We start from the raw sequence: 16,918 nt of genomic DNA on the forward strand, positions 1-16,918 counted from the left end.
AAGCGCCGTCTGCTCCAGACTTAAACCTAGCACCAATGGCAGCATTGTCGCTTGCGCAGCTCGGAGTTCTGCCTCAGTCTTGGCCTTCTTTAACCGTTCCATTGCTATACCAAGTTGCTCCGCCCCACTTGCCTTCCGTGCCATGATGGCCTCTACCAAAGGTAAAGACTATATTATTACTGCTTCTATCGAGAATTGGAATTATTCATCGTGCGCGGCGTATGGTTATCATCAACCACAGTTCGTTCAATATCAGTAAACCTGGCTTCACACCACTGCTTCAGCGTGCCACGCTGTCGGAATAAACTGGAATCCGGTTTACTATCACTGAATAGAGCCAGTCATCATCCGATTGACCAATGGAGCCATCGGGTAACACAAACACTATAGGTTCATCATCAACACCATGCCAGCCGGTGCGATTGGTTATCCTGGTGCGTTTCTCGGGGCTTTGTGTTTGCAGGTACTCAATGACTAATTGCCGTGATTTGGGTGCAATGGTCAATTCAATCCTTCAGATAGCAGGTGGCCTGAAGCTTCCAAGCCATTAAAAGAACGGGCGGGGATAACAGGGCATTTAGTGACTTAAAGGAGGTAAGGAAAAGTTTGACTCAGTGGTTTGACTGGTACAATCAGGAGCTTTCTCATCAAGGTCTTGACAACCAAACTCCCAATGAGGTTTATTATCAATATAAAGCAATTCATCAGGCTGCCTGAGCTTGATTAACTAATAATGGTAGAGCTACAGTTACAGGTAACCACTTCATTGTACGGGATTATTGAGAAAGTTTGGATGGTGTATTTCTGACAATCTGAAAAAGTATTTCGCCTTCCTTGATCATGCCTAGGTCGCTACGGGCACGTTCTTCAATAGCTTCAAGGCCTTGCTTTAGGTCATTTACTTCGGCCTCAAGCTTGTTGTTGCGATTCTGCAGTATTAAATTATTATCACGTGCCACAACAACATCTTGATCGACCTGCCAGACTTTAAGCCAGCTCGCTTTGCCGTACCATAATGGGTATTGCATTGCAGCAATCAGTAGCAGCAGTATAAAACTCAAAAGCTTCATTATTTGAGTTGATAAAATGCTCTCCGGCCAGCATAGTTTGCTGAATCCCCCAGGTCTTCTTCAATTCGCAATAACTGATTGTATTTGGCGAGACGGTCAGAACGGGATAGTGAGCCGGTTTTTATTTGTAATGCATTGGTTGCAACAGCGATATCAGCGATGGTGGTATCCTCGGTTTCTCCGGAACGATGTGAAATGACCGCGGTGTAACCAGCGCATTTTGCCATTTCAATGGCTGAGAGTGTTTCGGTCAGTGTGCCAATCTGATTAACCTTGATTAAGATGGAGTTGGCAATACCCCGTTTGATGCCCTCTTGCAGAATTTTAGCATTGGTAACGAATATATCATCACCGACTAATTGAATCGATTTACCCAGTTTGTTAGTCAGTATTTCCCATCCGTCCCAATCATGTTCACTCATGCCATCTTCGATACTGATAATCGGGTATTTATCTACCCATGATGCGAGGTAATCAGCAAATTGCGCGGAAGTCAGATGCAGGCCATCCGATGCCAGGTGGTATTTGCCGTCTTGAAAGAATTCTGAACTGGCGCAGTCAAGGCCAATTGCGACTTCTTTTCCAACCTGATACCCTGCTAGATCAATGGCTTGTACGATTAATTGCAGGGCTGCCTCATTATTTTCCAGGTTGGGTGCAAATCCACCTTCGTCGCCAACGGTTGTAGGCATGTTTTTTTCGTTGATGAGCTTCTTCAGCGCGCTAAAAACCTCTGCCCCGCAACGAATGGCATCATGGAAGTTTGAAATACCCAGCGGGACAATCATAAATTCCTGCATGTTGATATTGTTGTTGGCATGTGCGCCGCCATTAATCAGGTTCATTAAAGGAACGGGCATGGACATTAAACCGGCGCCGCCCAGATAACGATACAACGGCAAGCCGGATTCTTCGGCAGCGGCTTTGGCAACTGCGAGAGATACCGCAAGAATTGCATTGGCGCCGAGCCTGGATTTATTTTCAGTACCATCCAGGTTGATCAGTGCTTGGTCAATGAAGCTTTGGTCGACAGCATCCAGCCCCATTAATGTTTCAGAAATCTCAGTGTTAACGTTTTCGACCGCTGTGAGCACACCTTTACCTGAGTATCGTTTCGCATCCCCATCTCTCAGCTCAACGGCTTCCCGGGTTCCAACAGATGCTCCGGAAGGAACAGAGGCGCGGCCTAATACGCCTGATTCCAGCAGTACATCTGCTTCAATGGTTGGATTGCCACGAGAATCAAGAATCTCGCGGGCGATAACATCTACGATTGCACTCATGCTACATTTTCCCTGTTATTTAATTAGTATAATTTCTGTTGGCATATTGTTACTTGTTCAGTACTGCGTGTATTTTCTCATCTCCCGTACGCTGGCGGCTGTTGTGAAAGCTGATGGCCGCTTGAATATAGGATTTAAACAGTGGATGGCCCTGTCGTGGTGTGGAAGTAAATTCCGGATGAAATTGACAGCCAAGAAACCATGGATGCTCTGTTTCCGGAAGTTCTATCATTTCACACAGGCTTTCTTCTTTGGATAAGCCACCGATGCAAAGCCCTGCTTTTTCTAATTTTGGGATATAGAGGTTATTAACTTCATAGCGGTGACGGTGACGCTCAGTAATTTTATCCGCACCATACGTTTTCCAAGCTAACGAGTTCTTTTTCAGAATACATTCCTGACCCCCTAAGCGCATACTGCCGCCAATGTCAGAATTTTCATTTCTTGTTTCAATTTGCCCATCCCGGGTACGCCATTCCGTAATCAATCCGATGACCGGGTACGGGGTGTCCGGATTAAATTCAGTACTGTGCGCGCCTTTCATCCCGGTCTTGTTACGCGCATATTCAACGACGGCCAGTTGCATGCCCAGACAAATACCCAGATATGGAATACGGTTGGTGCGGGCAAAGTTGATGGCCATGATTTTGCCTTCCACGCCACGTTTGCCAAAACCGCCGGGAACCAGGATCGCATCCATATTGATTAGACTGCCCGTCCCTTCCTTTTCGATAGTCTCGGAATCTATGTAGTTGATAATAATCCGGCTGTTAGTATGAATGCCCGCGTGGATCAAGGCTTCGGACAAAGATTTATACGATTCTGTTAAGTCTACGTATTTGCCGACTAATGCAATGGTGACAGTGCACTTCGGATGTTCCAGTGCATAAACTAATTTCTTCCAAACACTTAAGTCGGCCGGTTTGGCCAGGATATTTAACTTATGACAGATGATTTCATCGAGCATTTGCTCGTGTAGCAAGCCCGGGATTTTGTAAATACTGTCAACATCAATTGCGGAAATCACTGCTTCTTCCCGTACATTGGTGAATAATGCTATTTTGCGACGCTCTTCCATGGGTACTTCACGATCTGAACGGCACAGTAAAACATCCGGTTGGATTCCAATTTCCCGCAATTCTTTGACAGAATGCTGAGTGGGTTTGGTTTTTAGCTCACCGGCTGAGCCAATATAAGGTAATAACGTGAGATGGATGAAACAAGTATCAGTGCGCGGGTTCTGCACGGCCATTTGCCGGATCGCTTCCAGAAAAGGGAGCGATTCAATATCACCAACTGTACCGCCGATTTCGATAATCGCAACTTGTGCGTCACCAACGCCTGCTTGGATATAGCGTTTTATCTCATCCGTGATATGAGGGATTACTTGTACCGTGCCGCCGAGATAATCGCCGCGCCGTTCTTTGCGAATAACACTTTCGTAGATTTGCCCTGTCGTGAAGTTATTATGCCGGGTCATGCGGGTGCTGATAAACCGTTCATAATGACCCAAGTCGAGATCCGTCTCAGCACCATCTTCCGTGACAAACACTTCGCCATGCTGAAAAGGACTCATCGTGCCGGGATCGACATTGATATACGGATCTAATTTAAGCATCGTCACTTTAAGCCCACGTGTTTCAAGCAATGCGGCTAGGGATGCGGCGGCAATACCTTTACCCAAAGAAGAAACAACGCCACCGGTCACAAAGACATACTTGGTCATGGATGGTTATAGTAACTAGAATAATTCAGGAAAACTGTGGGAGAGTTTTTGCATGATTTTTTAGCAGACAACTTTATCCAGTATTTATTAACGAATTTCAGCAAGTAATCGCTCCATCATCTGTTCAGCTTGGTGACGGTAGCTACTACCAAAAAGGTTCAAGTGATTAAGAATATGATAGAGGTTATACACAACTTTGCGAATATTATACCCGGAATCCAACGGATAATCATATCGGTAAGCAGAATAAAAATCGGCTGGAAAGCCGCCAAAAAGCTCAGTCATGGCAATATCAGCTTCACGATCACCGTAATATACGGCAGGGTCAAACAGTACCGGATTCCCTGTCTCATCATAGGCATAATTACCACTCCAGAGATCGCCATGTAAAAGTGAAGGGGATGGGGTTACACCCGAAAAGAACTCATCCAGATCGATTAATAATTGCTCCCCTAATTTTTGCAGTTTTCCGTTAAATCCATTGGTTTTGGCCAGATCTAATTGATAGCCTAAGCGATGCATTTTCCAGAAGCTTAGCCAATCGAAAGAAGCGGTATTTATTTGTGGGGTTTGTCCAATTGTATTATCACGGACCCAGCCAAATTGATTGGAAACAGTGCGGTGCATGGCGGCAAGCTGTATGCCTAGATCGGGTGCTTTGCCACGGGTGCCAGCGTTTAAATCCAGGTACTCCAGAACCAGCCAAGCAGCGTGATCATTATGACCAAAGCAGATGGGTAGCGGAGCACGTAGGGTGTGCGACTGATAAATTTCCATTAAACCGGCAGCTTCCGACTCAAACATAGCAAGACTGCCGGGCGAATTCAATTTAACAAAATAACGTTGTGCGCCATCACCAATACAATAGGTTTGATTAATACAACCACCACTGATTGGGTGTGTGTCGTTTATCTTGAAGGGATTACCATTGGTTATGGAAATCTGTGCGCCGATTTGATCCCAAGCATGCATGCTTTCGCCTCTTCAAGAGCAACTGGAGCGCATATTCAGAATAACCACTGTCTGGCCTGATTAATTGCTCTCTGTACTTGCTCGGGTGCTGTTCCGCCTGAGTGTTTGCGGCTTTGCATAGAGCCTTCCAGCGTCAAGACAGCGAAAATATCGGAATCAATCTGCGGCGAAAATTTTTGTAATGTATCCAGATCAAGATCAGCGAGATCGCAACCTTTTTGTTCCGCATACTGTACTGCTTTTGCCACAATCTCGTGCGCATCGCGGAAAGGAATCCCTTTTTTAGCCAAGTAATCGGCCAGATCAGTGGCCGTGGCATAGCCACGTAATGCTGAGCGGCGCATGGCTTCTTGGTTAACACGAACACCGGTGAGCATGTCCGCATAGATCCGTAGCGTATCGGTCAATGTATCGACGGTATCAAAAAGCGGTTCCTTGTCTTCCTGATTATCCTTATTATAGGCGAGTGGCTGTGCTTTCATCAATGTCAGCAGGGCAACCAGGTGGCCATTGATACGTCCGGTTTTGCCGCGTACCAGTTCGGGTACATCCGGGTTCTTTTTTTGCGGCATGATCGAAGAACCGGTACAAAACCGGTCTGCCAATTGGATAAAGCCGAATGATGGATTCATCCACAAAATGAATTCTTCCGACATGCGGGATAAGTGGGTCATGATCAAGGCTGCGCAGGCGGTAAATTCAATGGCAAAATCCCGATCTGAAACAGCATCCAATGAGTTTTCGCAAATCCCATCAAACCCCAGTATTTCTGCAACCCGTTCACGATTGATCGGATAGCTGGTGCCCGCGAGCGCTGCTGCTCCAAGCGGTAATTGATTCACGCGTTTTCTACAATCAGTTAATCGTCCGATGTCGCGTTTCAACATTTCAAAATAAGCCATCAGATGATGACCAAAGGAAACAGGTTGCGCTACTTGGAGGTGCGTAAAACCTGGCATAACGGTATGAGTATGCTGTTCTGCCAGATTTAATAAAGCGCGCTGCATGGCTTTGATTAACTCAATAATTTCATCAATTGCAGCGCGCAAGAATAATCGAATGTCAGTAGCAACCTGATCATTACGTGACCGGCCGGTGTGCAATCGTTTGCCGGCATCACCGACTAGAGCGGTCAATCGTTTTTCAATATTTAAATGCACATCCTCCAGTTCCAGCAACCAAGTAAATTGCTGATTACGGATTTCATCACGAATTTGATTTAAGCCTTGCTGGATATCAAACAAGTCTTCATTACGGATAATTCCTTGCTCTGCAAGCATTTGTGCATGAGCCAGTGACCCTTGAATGTCATATTCGGCCAGCCGCTGATCAAAACCGACAGAGGCGGTATAGCGTGCTACAAGTGACGAGACCGGCTCATTGAACCGTCCAGACCAGTTTTTTTTATTATTTTCTTTTTCTAATGCTGAGTTATTATCCATTGTGTTGCTATAATCCCTTGTTTCCTGCCGTGAGAAGCATCGATTATAAAACATAAATGCATAGCCGGTCATTTTGCGGTAGTGCAATTTTTTTTGCACAGTGAATGTTATCTGCCAAGTTTATAAATACAAAATCATAAAAATCATGATCACTTCAGATTTAATCTTAACCGCAGCGGCGCGAGTAAATTTAATTGATACACGCCACTTTTCCTTCCTTAAGGATTAGTGGATAATTCGAGCTTTCCCCTACTACCCATAAATACACAAGGAGTTATCCATGACGGATCGGAACAAGCAAAACCAGAATGAACAATCCGCAGTTAATACTTTTTCTTCAATGTTAAGCACCAAATTTGAGATCTTAGCTAAAATTCCTACCATGCAGTTTCCTGCTAAGTATGCTGTGATGCTCGTCGGCGTTATTGTGGTAATTTTTGTTTGGAAAACCATTGCTGTGAGTAAAGTGGAATCTGACATGGCCAAGAAACTTGAGGGTGAGCGCGTGTTGATTACACAGCAAGCCCGTGAATATGCCGATCAACAATATACTAAGGAAGAAGAACGCTTTGGCCAGGTTCTGTCCTGGGCGGTGCGGGGTGAGTTGATTCGTCAAAATATTGATCAAATTGATCAGTATTTGAGTGAAATCGTCAAAATGAAAGATACCGAAAGGGTTGTGTTAATTGATGATGATGGTCAACTGCTGGTTTCAACGGATAAACGGCTGGAAGAAACAAAAGGCGTGGAATTATTTCCGAAGGAGATTCTGAGTCTTCAGAAGATAACCGTTAAATCCGATGTGGAGGGTAAAAAAATTCTGGTCGCTCCGGTAATGGGACTAAACAAGAAAATTGCTACCATCGTTGTCAGCTATAAACAGCAAAAATTTTAATAAATTATGACTGGTTGCTACGATCAATGAGTTAACGTTGTTAATTAAAAGGCCTTTGTCTAACCGCAAAGGCCTTTTTGGTTTTTCTAGCTCGTGCGACGGATTTGAGCACCCAGCGTTGATAATTTTCCTTCAATATTTTCATAGCCACGATCCAAGTGGTAGATACGATCAATCACCGTTTCACCCTTTGCGATCAATCCAGCGATCACCAGACTGGCCGATGCCCGTAAATCGGTAGCCATAACATGAGCACCATCCAATTGGGAAATGCCATAGACAATGGCAGCATTACCTTCTACCTCGATATTGGCATTCATGCGTTTTAATTCCTGTACATGCATCAATCGGTTCTCAAAGATAGTTTCAGTGATGATAGCTGTTCCGTGGGCGATGCAATTTAAGGACATAAATTGTGCCTGCATGTCGGTTGGAAAGGCCGGGTAGGGGGCTGTACGTAAATTAACCGATTTGGGTTTTGCGTGCATTTTCAGATGAATCCAGTTCTCACCTGAATCAATGTTGGCACCAGCTTCAGTTAGTTTATCCAGTACTGCGTCAAGTAAGTGGGAATAGGTATTTTTTAAATGAATTTCGCCACCAGTCGCTGTGGTTGCAACTAAAAAAGTTCCGGTTTCGATTCGATCAGGCATTACAGTATATTCTGCGCCATGGAGCAATGACACGCCTTCAATCGTTATGATGTCACTGCCAGCGCCCTGAATTTTTGCGCCCATTGCATTCAAGCAATTGGCAAGATCAGCGATCTCCGGTTCTCGTGCCGCATTCTCAAGAATGGTCGTGCCATCCGCCAAGGTTGCCGCCATCATTAAATTTTCTGTTCCAGTGACGGTGACAATATCAAATACAATGCGTGCACCATGCAATTTTTTCGCCACGGCATGAATGTATCCATGCTTAATGCTAATTTCCGCACCCATAGCTTGTAGGCCTTTGATATGCTGGTCAACCGGCCGTAAACCGATCGCACAGCCGCCGGGCAATGAAATATTGGCTTCTCCGGCGCGCGCTAGTAACGGCCCAAGCACCAAAATTGCAGCACGCATGGTTTTGACCATCTCATACGGAGCGACAAGATTAGTCAGTTCAACGGCTGACAGCACGACTTCTGATGCATTATGTGCCGTGATGCTGGTTCCCATCTGTTTGAGCAATGACAACATCGTGGTAATGTCTTGCAGAGCCGGGATATTGCTTATTTTTAAGGATTCTTGGGTTAAAAGCGCGGCGCACAAAACAGGCAGTGCAGCATTCTTTGCGCCCGAGATGGTAATTTCGCCGTGCAGTGGTACGCCGCCCTGGATAATCAGTTTTTGCATTGCGTAAAAAATTCAAATAAAAGTTTTATTAAAATGCTTGCCCGAGCGGATGCTAAGCGGACAAACAGGTATCAACCGGTTGAAATGTGTCCAACTTCACTGCATCATAGCGTAATAAAGCGTTGAAGGTTTTTTTCAGTAGCACCTACTATAACAAAAAAGTATTCAATAAATTCATCAGGAGAAAAAATGAGTAAGCAAATCATCCAAACCGCAGATGCGCCTCAGGCAATCGGTACCTATTCACAGGCAGTTCGGGTCAGTGGCGGCGATACGGTTTATTTATCCGGTCAGATTGGATTGGACGCGGTAAGCATGCAGATGGTCAGTGGAATTGATGCACAAATTCATAAGGTATTTTTAAACCTGAAAGCAGTGGCAACGGCCAGTGGTGGTAGCCTAAATGATATTGTGAAATTAAATATATTTCTGACGGACTTGGATAATTTTGCATTAGTGAATGAAATTATGGCTGGTTATTTTACTCAGCCTTATCCCGCACGCGCAGCGGTCGGTGTCAAAGCGTTGCCACGCGATGCGTTGGTGGAAATGGATGCGGTAATGGTTTTAAACCCGAGATATTGAATCAATCGGCGGATTCCGCATGACCTGATGTCGCAATGATGGCTAGTGCCAATATGCAGGAAAAATTATCCCGTTTAGGTATTCGTAATGAACTGGATTTGATTCTGCACCTGCCGATTCGTTACGAAGATGAAACGCATTTGTTTCCAATCAATGACGCGCCGTCAGGGCAGGTGGTGCAGGTCGAGGGTGTGATCATTCATAACGAAGTAGTTATCCGACCCAGGCGGCAATTGGTTTGCCAGATTGAAGACAGCAGTGGCATCCTGGTCATGCGGTTTCTGAATTTCTACGGCAGTCAGATAAAAACCTATGCAGTGGGCAAGCGCGTGCGGCTGTTGGGTGAGATTCGCACGGGTTTCTTCGGTGCGGAAATGGTGCATCCAAAATGTCGCATCGTTCGTGAAAGCGAGTCTCTGGCCGAATCGATGACACCGGTTTATCCCACCACGGCGGGACTGACTCAAAAGATTTTAGGCAAGTTGATCGGGCAAGCTCTGCAGGATGCACAAAAGACGCAAGCTTTGACTGAGACTTTACCTGAGAGAATCATCCAAAAGTATCGGCTATCAGGCTTGCAGGATAGTGTGATGTGCCTGCACAATCCGTCTCCCGATGTATCGGTAGAGGCCTTGCAAGTGCGTACACATCCGGCATGGCGGCGTATTAAGTTTGATGAGTTACTGGCGCAGCAATTATCGATGCGCTTACACTACCGGCAGCGGCGCAGCCATGCTGCTCCGGTGCTCGCGCAAAAGTATAAGCTGGAAAAATTGCTTCTGAAACAGCTTGGGTTTGAACTGACCACAGCGCAAATCAAAGTATCTGCAGAAATCAGCCGTGATTTGGCCATTGCGCATCCTATGCAGCGCTTATTACAAGGCGATGTCGGCAGCGGCAAAACAATCGTGGCTGCATTGGCTGCCTTACAAGCGATTGAGAATGGTTTTCAGGCGGCACTGATGGCACCGACCGAAATCCTTGCTGAGCAGCATTTCCAGAAATTATCGGCTTGGTTCGATCCATTAGGGATACAAGTTGTCTGGTTATCCGGCAGCCAAAAGAAGAAACAGAAGCAAGCGGCATTGGATGCTATCGCGCTGGGTACGGCGCAGCTTGCGGTGGGTACGCATGCTTTGTTTCAGGATCAGGTAGTATTTCATCAATTGGGATTGGCAATTGTCGATGAGCAGCACCGGTTTGGTGTGCATCAACGTCTGGCATTGCGCATGAAAGGGGCGCTATCCAATACGGTGCCACATCAATTAATGATGAGCGCCACACCAATTCCCCGTACGCTATCGATGAGTTATTTTGCCGATCTGGATGTGTCGATCATTGATGAGATGCCTCCGGGTAGGGCGCCGATCGTGACCAAATTAATTGCCGACAATCGCCGTGACGAAATTATCGCGCGCATTCAGCATGCTTGCCAGCAGGGCAAACAAGTATATTGGGTATGCCCATTAATTGAAGAATCAGAAACTTTGCAGTTGCAAACGGCGATGGAAACGTATGAAAGTTTGAACAAGGAATTCCCGGATTTGAGTGTCGGTTTGGTGCATGGGCGCTTATCGACGCAGGAAAAAACAACGGTAATGGCATCATTTAAGCGAGGAGAAATTCAATTATTGGTCGCCACGACAGTCATTGAGGTGGGCGTGGATGTGCCGAATGCATCGCTGATGGTGATTGAAAATGCCGAGCGCATGGGATTGTCGCAATTACATCAATTGCGCGGTCGTGTCGGGCGCGGATCGGAAGCCAGCATTTGTATTCTACTATTTCAACAGCCTTTATCAGAAATTGCCCGCAAGCGCCTCAAAATCATTTTTGAACACACGGATGGGTTTGAAATTGCCCGCCAGGATTTACAGTTGAGAGGACCCGGCGAATTTCTTGGTGCACGTCAGAGTGGGGTACCGATGTTGCGTTTTGCCGATTTGGAGCAAGACGGCGAATTACTTTTGGCGGCACAAGCGACGGCGGATGAAATGCTGAATAATTATGCGGAATTAGCGCAGCGGCATATCGCGCGCTGGTTGGGTGATAAGACTGAATATTTGCGCGTATGATTCCGTGCGCTGACGTGTTATCAGACCTTTGGCGCGGTTTATAAAGCGCCAAAGGTTAAGTTTGTAGGGTTTAACTTGCGATTCTCCGTAATGATCTTGCCACGGAGTTGTTTTGTTATTTACAGAATTACATCAAGGCTGGGTACAAATCCACTTTCTACACCTGTCAAGTTTATTAAGAGATCTGCTCCACCAGTAACATCCGCAAATAATGTTTCCGCACCACTGTCAAATGTTATTTGAGTAAGCAAAAATGCTTGATTTCCGCCCACAGTGAGATCTGCATCAATGCTTGAAAGATCAATTTTGTCGCCTTCACTCCACATGAAAGCGCTCACCGTATCCGGCGTTGCTACTGAGCTTTCAACCACTGAGTTGAAATCGAATGTATCTGCGCCCAATCCACCAGTTAGCGTATCTTGACCTGCTCCACCAATAATGAGGTCATCGCCGTCTTCACCATCAATAAAATCGTTACCGGCACCACCGTTCAGTGTGTCAGCGCCGCCACCTCCTTTGATTGTGTTATTAGCGGAATTGCCGGTAACGGTGTCATTGCCGTTGCCCATCAAGACGATCTCGAAGCCTTTGTAGCTTTCGCCGCCAAAGTTTGTTAGTCCGGTTGCCATATTGAACACATAGTCTCCATTCCAGATAGTATGGTCAATCGCATCAATCCCGGTTCCGCCAATCATGGTTTCAGGGCCTAGACCTGATTTCATGGAGTCATTACCAGCCCCTCCATTATAGGTTCCGCCATCGCCATCGGAAGTAATCGTGTCGTCTCCATCGTCGCCATTGATTGTGTCAACACCGGCACCACCGGTCAGCGTATCATTGCCTCCCTCGCCGAAGATCGTGTTGTCAGCCGCATTGCCGGTAACGGTGTCATCACCATTGCCCATGCGGACTTTCTCAAAATTAGTGTAGAGTTCACCACCAAAGTTTGTTAGCCCGGTTGCCATATCGAAAACATAGAGTCCATTAAAGGCGCGGTGATCAATAGTATCCACTCCGGTTCCACCGTCCATGGTTTCACCGCCAATACCTGAAAACATGGTGTCATTGCCCGCATCTCCGTTATAAGTTCCACCGTCTCCATCGGAGTACACATTGTCGTTTCCGTCACCACCCGATAATTGATCAGTGCCTGCACCACCATTGAGAATGTCAGTGCCTGAACCCCCATTGATATTGTCATTGCCATTGCCACCGTTCAGCGTGTCGTTGCCGCCGTCACCATTGATAAGATCATCGTCATCAGCGCCGTTGATGGTGTCATTACCTGCGCCACCATTGAGAGTGTCATTACCCGAACCCCCATTGATATTGTCATTGTCGTTGCCACCGAATACTAAATCATTGCCGCCACCACTATTAATAGTATCATCGCCAGCAAAACCGTTAATAGTGTCGTTAGCGAAGGTTGGTAAACCACCGACAACGCCCGGTGAAACAAAACCTGGAATGATTGTGTCTGCTCCAACTGTGCCATTGATATTTGCCATTTTGAATCTCCTTAGATTTTAAGAGAAGGGTTGAGTTTAATTAACATTACGTTCTAAATTATAAAGTTACATAAATAATATTTGTATCAATCTAATCCTCTATGCATTTCCATGAAAATAAATAAACTTACAAAAAATTGACTTGCCAAAAATCAGTCTTAATTATTTTTAGTTTAAGAACCATGAGTTTGAGTTGTCAGGCAGCGTATTTGAATACAAACTTTAGGACTCATCTTTCAGTATTAATAATATACTGATTATTCTTTTAAACTACATAGTAACGCGATTGCCATGCTACATTAATATAGAAAACGTTTTTCTAACAGTGCTATACCGACTTTATTATGCAGTACATTTTTACTATTGACAGAGTTAATATTATCTGAAGTGCTATTTTTATTGCAAATATTGGATACGATTTATCATAAATCCACTACCTAAATAACCTCATGAATAATGGGCCAGCGTTCTTCAATTCTTGCGTTTCCTGCGGGATTTCTGACAGCCTGGATGATGTCACAAAGATGAATTAGATAAGGAAATATTGCAGCTGTGATTATTAAGAATAAAGTTTCATGGGTGCGCTTGCTGTTTCAATTCAGGGGCAGTAGTTTTATGGAAACTTGGCCGCGGATTCTCGCGGTGACAGTTGTCGCGATTATCGTTACTTACGTCGAACTCTACTACCACATCCAAGAATATACGCTCACGACAACGCCGTTTACTTTAATCGGTGTTGCATTGGGTATTTTCCTCGGTTTTCGTAACAACGCCTCCTATGATAAATTCTGGGAAGGGCGCAAACTCTGGGGAGCATTGGTCAATACGTCACGCAGCCTGACACGCCAAGCTTGCTTTGTGATTGGTTCTTCACATGATGCTGAGGAATTACAGTATTTCCGGGAAGTTTTTGTCAAACGCGTGATTGCGTATGCGCATGCATTGCGCTGTCACTTGCGTAATGAAGATCCCGCAGAGGAAATCAGAAAATTTCTGCCACCCGAAGATTGGGCCAGCGTTGCTGAATCCAAACACCGTCCGCTTGCAATTCTACAGCTATTGGGGCGTGATCTGGTCGTCGCAAGGGATCGGCGCTGGCTGAGCGAACTTAATTTTCCGTTTATGGATGCTCAGCTGAACGAGCTGACGAATATCCTCGGCGCCTGTGAACGGATTAAAAATACTCCGATACCGTTCAGTTATTCCGTATTGATCCACCGTATCGTGGCTTCTTACTGCCTGTCCCTGCCGTTTGGATTGGTTGAAACAACCGGCGCACTGACACCGATTGTTGTGCTGTTGATTTCCTATGCATTTTTCGAGCTGGATGCCATTGGCGACGAAATTGAAAATCCGTTTGGTTTGCAGCCAAACGACCTGCCACTGACCGCGATTTCGAGAAATATCGAAATCAATCTGCTTGAACTGATTAATGATCCCGATCGTCCGGAAGCACTTAAGCCGGAGAATGATATTTTATTGTGATGAAAACAGGTAGCAAGGCGCAAGTAATTTGCGGGCACATTGATTGCGTGTCTACGTGAAGTGAATGTGCGCCAGAGCGGCGTGTCAATGCTGGGTGGCCCGTTAATTCGGAGCCATTTACCAGATAAGCAGTGCTCCTGCGATAAGCTCTAAGTGTAGGTATTGCGTAAAAATAGCAGGCAAGAAATTAGATGACCGCTGAAAATCCGCGGACGGCTCTAGTGCACGTTGGCGCATGGCCTGGGATCGGTACCGCTCATCCAGAAATTGTAAATCTTTGATTAACCGTTTACTCAGCTCAGCTTCTTGGCGATTATAGGTACCATAGGCGATCTTGCCATCATTGAGGTCGCTTAGGTTGCTATATTTTGCATGCAGGTGTTTCTGGAATTGATCTCCATATTCCGTATTTATAAATAAAGTAATCGTACCGCGATACATATTCTGGCAGAACTCTATAATTTTATAGAGCATCTTGATTTCAGATTTTTCTTTTCCTTCTTGGATGAAACTCTCATCCGATTGCATTGCTGCAGTGGGTTCGCTAAGTCCGGACACCCAGAGAATTTTGCTTTTAACATTAGAGAGTTCTGCCGCTTCGATGCTCTTTCTGCAGTGATGGGTATTTTCTTCTAAGCTTCGTTTGAAAGCAGCTTTCTGTTTATCCTGTTGGCGATCGGTTTCGTGTGCACAGCCAATCAATAGCAGAGGAATCGCAATGAATAGAATGATTATTCTATGGTTTCTCATATACTTTTATTTTGATGAATTGAATTATAACGATATATAGTGATGTCTAGAATCACGCATCAATATTGATGCAGTTTGAGAAGCTTATCATGGTTACAATGTGTGGGACGCTAAACGCATCCATGATGCGATTGGAGCCATGAGTACGGTAGTCTATATCAGTACAAATCGGCAATCCATCAGCTTTGCTAGCTTTGGCCACATACGTAACTAATTGCAATACACGAGCTGATTTTTATTGATCGGATGGGTTTTGCAATGCCCCCTTTGAGACTGTTGTATAATCCCGTTCCAACAATTCTCAACATGACTTTGCCGGATCTCAGCATAAGAATTCCTAGCATGGAACCATCTCATTTTATAGCTTTCACGCGATGAACAATGTGCATCCGCTGGCATGGTATTCTGCGCTAACATCTATTTCATATCACCAACGTAACTGGTTGCAAGATCGCGGATCTTTGACGCGCCGCATCCAAGATCGCTGTGCTCAATTTTGCGTAAAACGCGTATTTCAGTCGCTGAGTAGAGTTTACGGGGATGAATTGGATGTGATGGGATTGCGTGTTAATGAATTAGCCATGGTGCGGGAAGTGTATCTGTATTGTGGCGATACGCCGGTGGTGTTCGCGCATTCAGTAGTGGCGCATAAAAATCTGCGCGGTGCATGGCGTGGTTTAAGCGGGCTGGGCAATAAATCGCTAGGAACGGTTTTGTTTACCAATCCTAGAATCAAACGCACGCCGCTGGAATTTAAAAAAGTCAGTCGCGGTCATTTTCTTTATGATCGTGCTTGTATTCGCTTGCCTGAGAAACCGGTTAATCTGTGGGCGCGGCGTTCATTGTTTACGTTACATGGGCAATCGATTTTAGTGACCGAAGTATTTTTACCGGCGATTCTGGAATTACCCTTATGAACATGGCCGATCGAATTAAAACTTATGCGCAACTGATGCGGCTGAATAAGCCGATTGGCATTTTGCTGCTGTTGTGGCCGATGCTGTGGGGCTTATGGTTTGCCGCACAAGGATTGCCCGATTGGCAAATTTTAATCATTTTTGTTCTAGGTACGATACTGATGCGCTCGGCGGGTTGTGTCATCAATGACTATGCCGATCGTAAAATCGATCCGCATGTCGAACGCACCAAGAATCGCCCGATGGCGGCCGGTCGAGTCAGTTCCAAAGAGGCTTTATTACTCGCCGCCGGATTGAGTATCTGTGCATTTCTACTCATTCTGCCTTTGAATCAATTGACCATCCTGCTCTCGGTACCGGCATTATTTCTAGCCGGAACCTATCCATTCACTAAACAATTTTTTGCCATGCCGCAGGCCTATCTGGGGATTGCATTCAGTTTTGGCATCCCGATGGCTTTTGCCGCACAAGTCGATAGCTTGCCGCCTATTATTTGGATACTGATGCTGGCCAATTTGTTTTGGGTGATTGCGTATGATACGGCGTATGCCATCGTCGATAAACCGGATGATTTGAAAATCGGTATCCAAACATCTGCGATTACTTTTGGACGTTTTGATGTGCTGGGCGTGATGGTGTGTCATGCCTGTTTTGTCGCGATCATGCTGATTATCGGACAGTTGCAGCAAATGAATCTGGTTTATTATGCCGGGTTGATGGTTGCAACTGGGCTGATCATTTATCAATACACGCTGATCCGTAACCGTGACCGGGCGCTTTGTTTCAAGGCATTCCTGCATAATAATTGGGTAGGAATGGTGGTGTTTGCCGGGATTGCGCTCGATTTCTTCATCTATCCGCATTAAGGAT

The 16,918-nt window shown here is 45.5% G+C and carries 16 protein-coding genes; 7 read left to right on the forward strand and 9 right to left on the reverse strand.

The features are described 5' to 3' along the window. Positions 1 to 280: 280 nt before the first annotated feature. Complete coding sequence (locus ACH10T_RS07660) at positions 281 to 505, reverse strand: DUF927 domain-containing protein (protein ID WP_394808719.1); 225 nt, start codon at positions 503 to 505, stop codon at positions 281 to 283. 41 nt (positions 506 to 546) lie between these two features. Here ACH10T_RS07660 and ACH10T_RS07665 point away from each other — a divergent pair, with 41 nt between their 5' ends. After that, a complete protein-coding gene (locus tag ACH10T_RS07665) occupies positions 547 to 717 on the forward strand; it encodes an integrase core domain-containing protein (protein WP_394808754.1) in 171 nt (56 codons plus the stop codon). A 59-nt stretch (positions 718 to 776) separates the two neighbouring features. Here the strand turns inward: ACH10T_RS07665 and ftsB are convergent, their stop codons facing one another. The 5 genes from ftsB to argH all read right to left on the reverse strand — a co-directional run bounded on the left by ftsB (position 777) and on the right by argH (position 6,493). Then, positions 777 to 1,070, reverse strand: a complete 294-nt coding sequence (gene ftsB, locus ACH10T_RS07670) for a cell division protein FtsB (RefSeq protein ID WP_394808720.1) — start codon at positions 1,068 to 1,070, stop codon at positions 777 to 779. Further along, positions 1,070 to 2,353, reverse strand: coding sequence for a phosphopyruvate hydratase (gene eno / locus ACH10T_RS07675; protein WP_394808721.1), 1,284 nt, complete (start codon positions 2,351 to 2,353; stop codon positions 1,070 to 1,072). The genes ftsB and eno overlap by 1 nt, the downstream gene beginning before the upstream one ends. A gap of 49 nt (positions 2,354 to 2,402) precedes the next feature. Further along, on the reverse strand, positions 2,403 to 4,079 hold the full coding sequence (locus tag ACH10T_RS07680; RefSeq protein ID WP_394808722.1) for a CTP synthase: 1,677 nt from the start codon (positions 4,077 to 4,079) through the stop codon (positions 2,403 to 2,405). A gap of 87 nt (positions 4,080 to 4,166) precedes the next feature. After that, a complete protein-coding gene (locus ACH10T_RS07685) occupies positions 4,167 to 5,051 on the reverse strand; it encodes a fructosamine kinase family protein (RefSeq protein WP_394808723.1) in 885 nt (294 codons plus the stop codon). Positions 5,052 to 5,086: 35 nt separating this feature from the next. Then, positions 5,087 to 6,493 carry an argininosuccinate lyase gene (gene argH, locus ACH10T_RS07690; RefSeq protein WP_394808724.1) on the reverse strand — a complete coding sequence of 469 codons (1,407 nt, stop codon included), beginning with the start codon at positions 6,491 to 6,493 and terminating at the stop codon, positions 5,087 to 5,089. Positions 6,494 to 6,773: 280 nt separating this feature from the next. Here argH and ACH10T_RS07695 point away from each other — a divergent pair, with 280 nt between their 5' ends. Then, entirely contained in the window at positions 6,774 to 7,388 is a 615-nt protein-coding gene (locus tag ACH10T_RS07695) for a hypothetical protein (RefSeq protein WP_394808725.1), read from the forward strand. Between the two features lie 86 nt (positions 7,389 to 7,474). On the opposite strand, the gene murA is transcribed toward ACH10T_RS07695, so the two are convergent. Continuing rightward, the gene (gene murA, locus ACH10T_RS07700; protein WP_394808726.1) at positions 7,475 to 8,728 is read right to left on the reverse strand and encodes a UDP-N-acetylglucosamine 1-carboxyvinyltransferase; all 1,254 of its coding nucleotides are present in this window, start codon (positions 8,726 to 8,728) and stop codon (positions 7,475 to 7,477) included. 189 nt (positions 8,729 to 8,917) lie between these two features. Between murA and ACH10T_RS07705 the strand changes: the two genes are divergently transcribed. Both ACH10T_RS07705 and recG read left to right on the forward strand, forming a co-directional pair. Then, entirely contained in the window at positions 8,918 to 9,313 is a 396-nt protein-coding gene (locus ACH10T_RS07705) for a RidA family protein (protein ID WP_394808727.1), read from the forward strand. Positions 9,314 to 9,348: 35 nt separating this feature from the next. Continuing rightward, entirely contained in the window at positions 9,349 to 11,388 is a 2,040-nt protein-coding gene (gene recG / locus ACH10T_RS07710) for an ATP-dependent DNA helicase RecG (RefSeq protein ID WP_394808728.1), read from the forward strand. A gap of 119 nt (positions 11,389 to 11,507) precedes the next feature. Here recG and ACH10T_RS07715 read toward each other — a convergent pair whose 3' ends face one another. Beyond that, positions 11,508 to 12,896, reverse strand: a complete 1,389-nt coding sequence (locus tag ACH10T_RS07715) for a calcium-binding protein (RefSeq protein WP_394808729.1) — start codon at positions 12,894 to 12,896, stop codon at positions 11,508 to 11,510. A 552-nt stretch (positions 12,897 to 13,448) separates the two neighbouring features. Here ACH10T_RS07715 and ACH10T_RS07720 point away from each other — a divergent pair. Continuing rightward, complete coding sequence (locus ACH10T_RS07720; RefSeq protein ID WP_394808730.1) at positions 13,449 to 14,381, forward strand: bestrophin family protein; 933 nt, start codon at positions 13,449 to 13,451, stop codon at positions 14,379 to 14,381. 117 nt (positions 14,382 to 14,498) lie between these two features. Here the strand turns inward: ACH10T_RS07720 and ACH10T_RS07725 are convergent, their stop codons facing one another. Beyond that, positions 14,499 to 15,131 (reverse strand): hypothetical protein, encoded by a 633-nt coding sequence (locus ACH10T_RS07725; protein WP_394808731.1) that lies wholly within the window; start codon positions 15,129 to 15,131, stop codon positions 14,499 to 14,501. A gap of 374 nt (positions 15,132 to 15,505) precedes the next feature. On the opposite strand from ACH10T_RS07725, the gene ACH10T_RS07730 reads away from it, so the two are divergent. Both ACH10T_RS07730 and ubiA read left to right on the forward strand, forming a co-directional pair. Continuing rightward, the gene (locus tag ACH10T_RS07730) at positions 15,506 to 16,048 is read left to right on the forward strand and encodes a chorismate--pyruvate lyase family protein (RefSeq protein ID WP_394808732.1); all 543 of its coding nucleotides are present in this window, start codon (positions 15,506 to 15,508) and stop codon (positions 16,046 to 16,048) included. Further along, on the forward strand, positions 16,045 to 16,914 hold the full coding sequence (gene ubiA / locus ACH10T_RS07735) for a 4-hydroxybenzoate octaprenyltransferase (protein ID WP_394808733.1): 870 nt from the start codon (positions 16,045 to 16,047) through the stop codon (positions 16,912 to 16,914). Before ACH10T_RS07730 ends, ubiA begins: the two co-directional genes overlap by 4 nt. The last annotated feature ends 4 nt before the right edge of the window (positions 16,915 to 16,918 follow it).

The organism is Nitrosomonas sp. (assembly GCF_043753625.1).
Classification (GTDB): Bacteria; Pseudomonadota; Gammaproteobacteria; order Burkholderiales; family Nitrosomonadaceae; genus Nitrosomonas.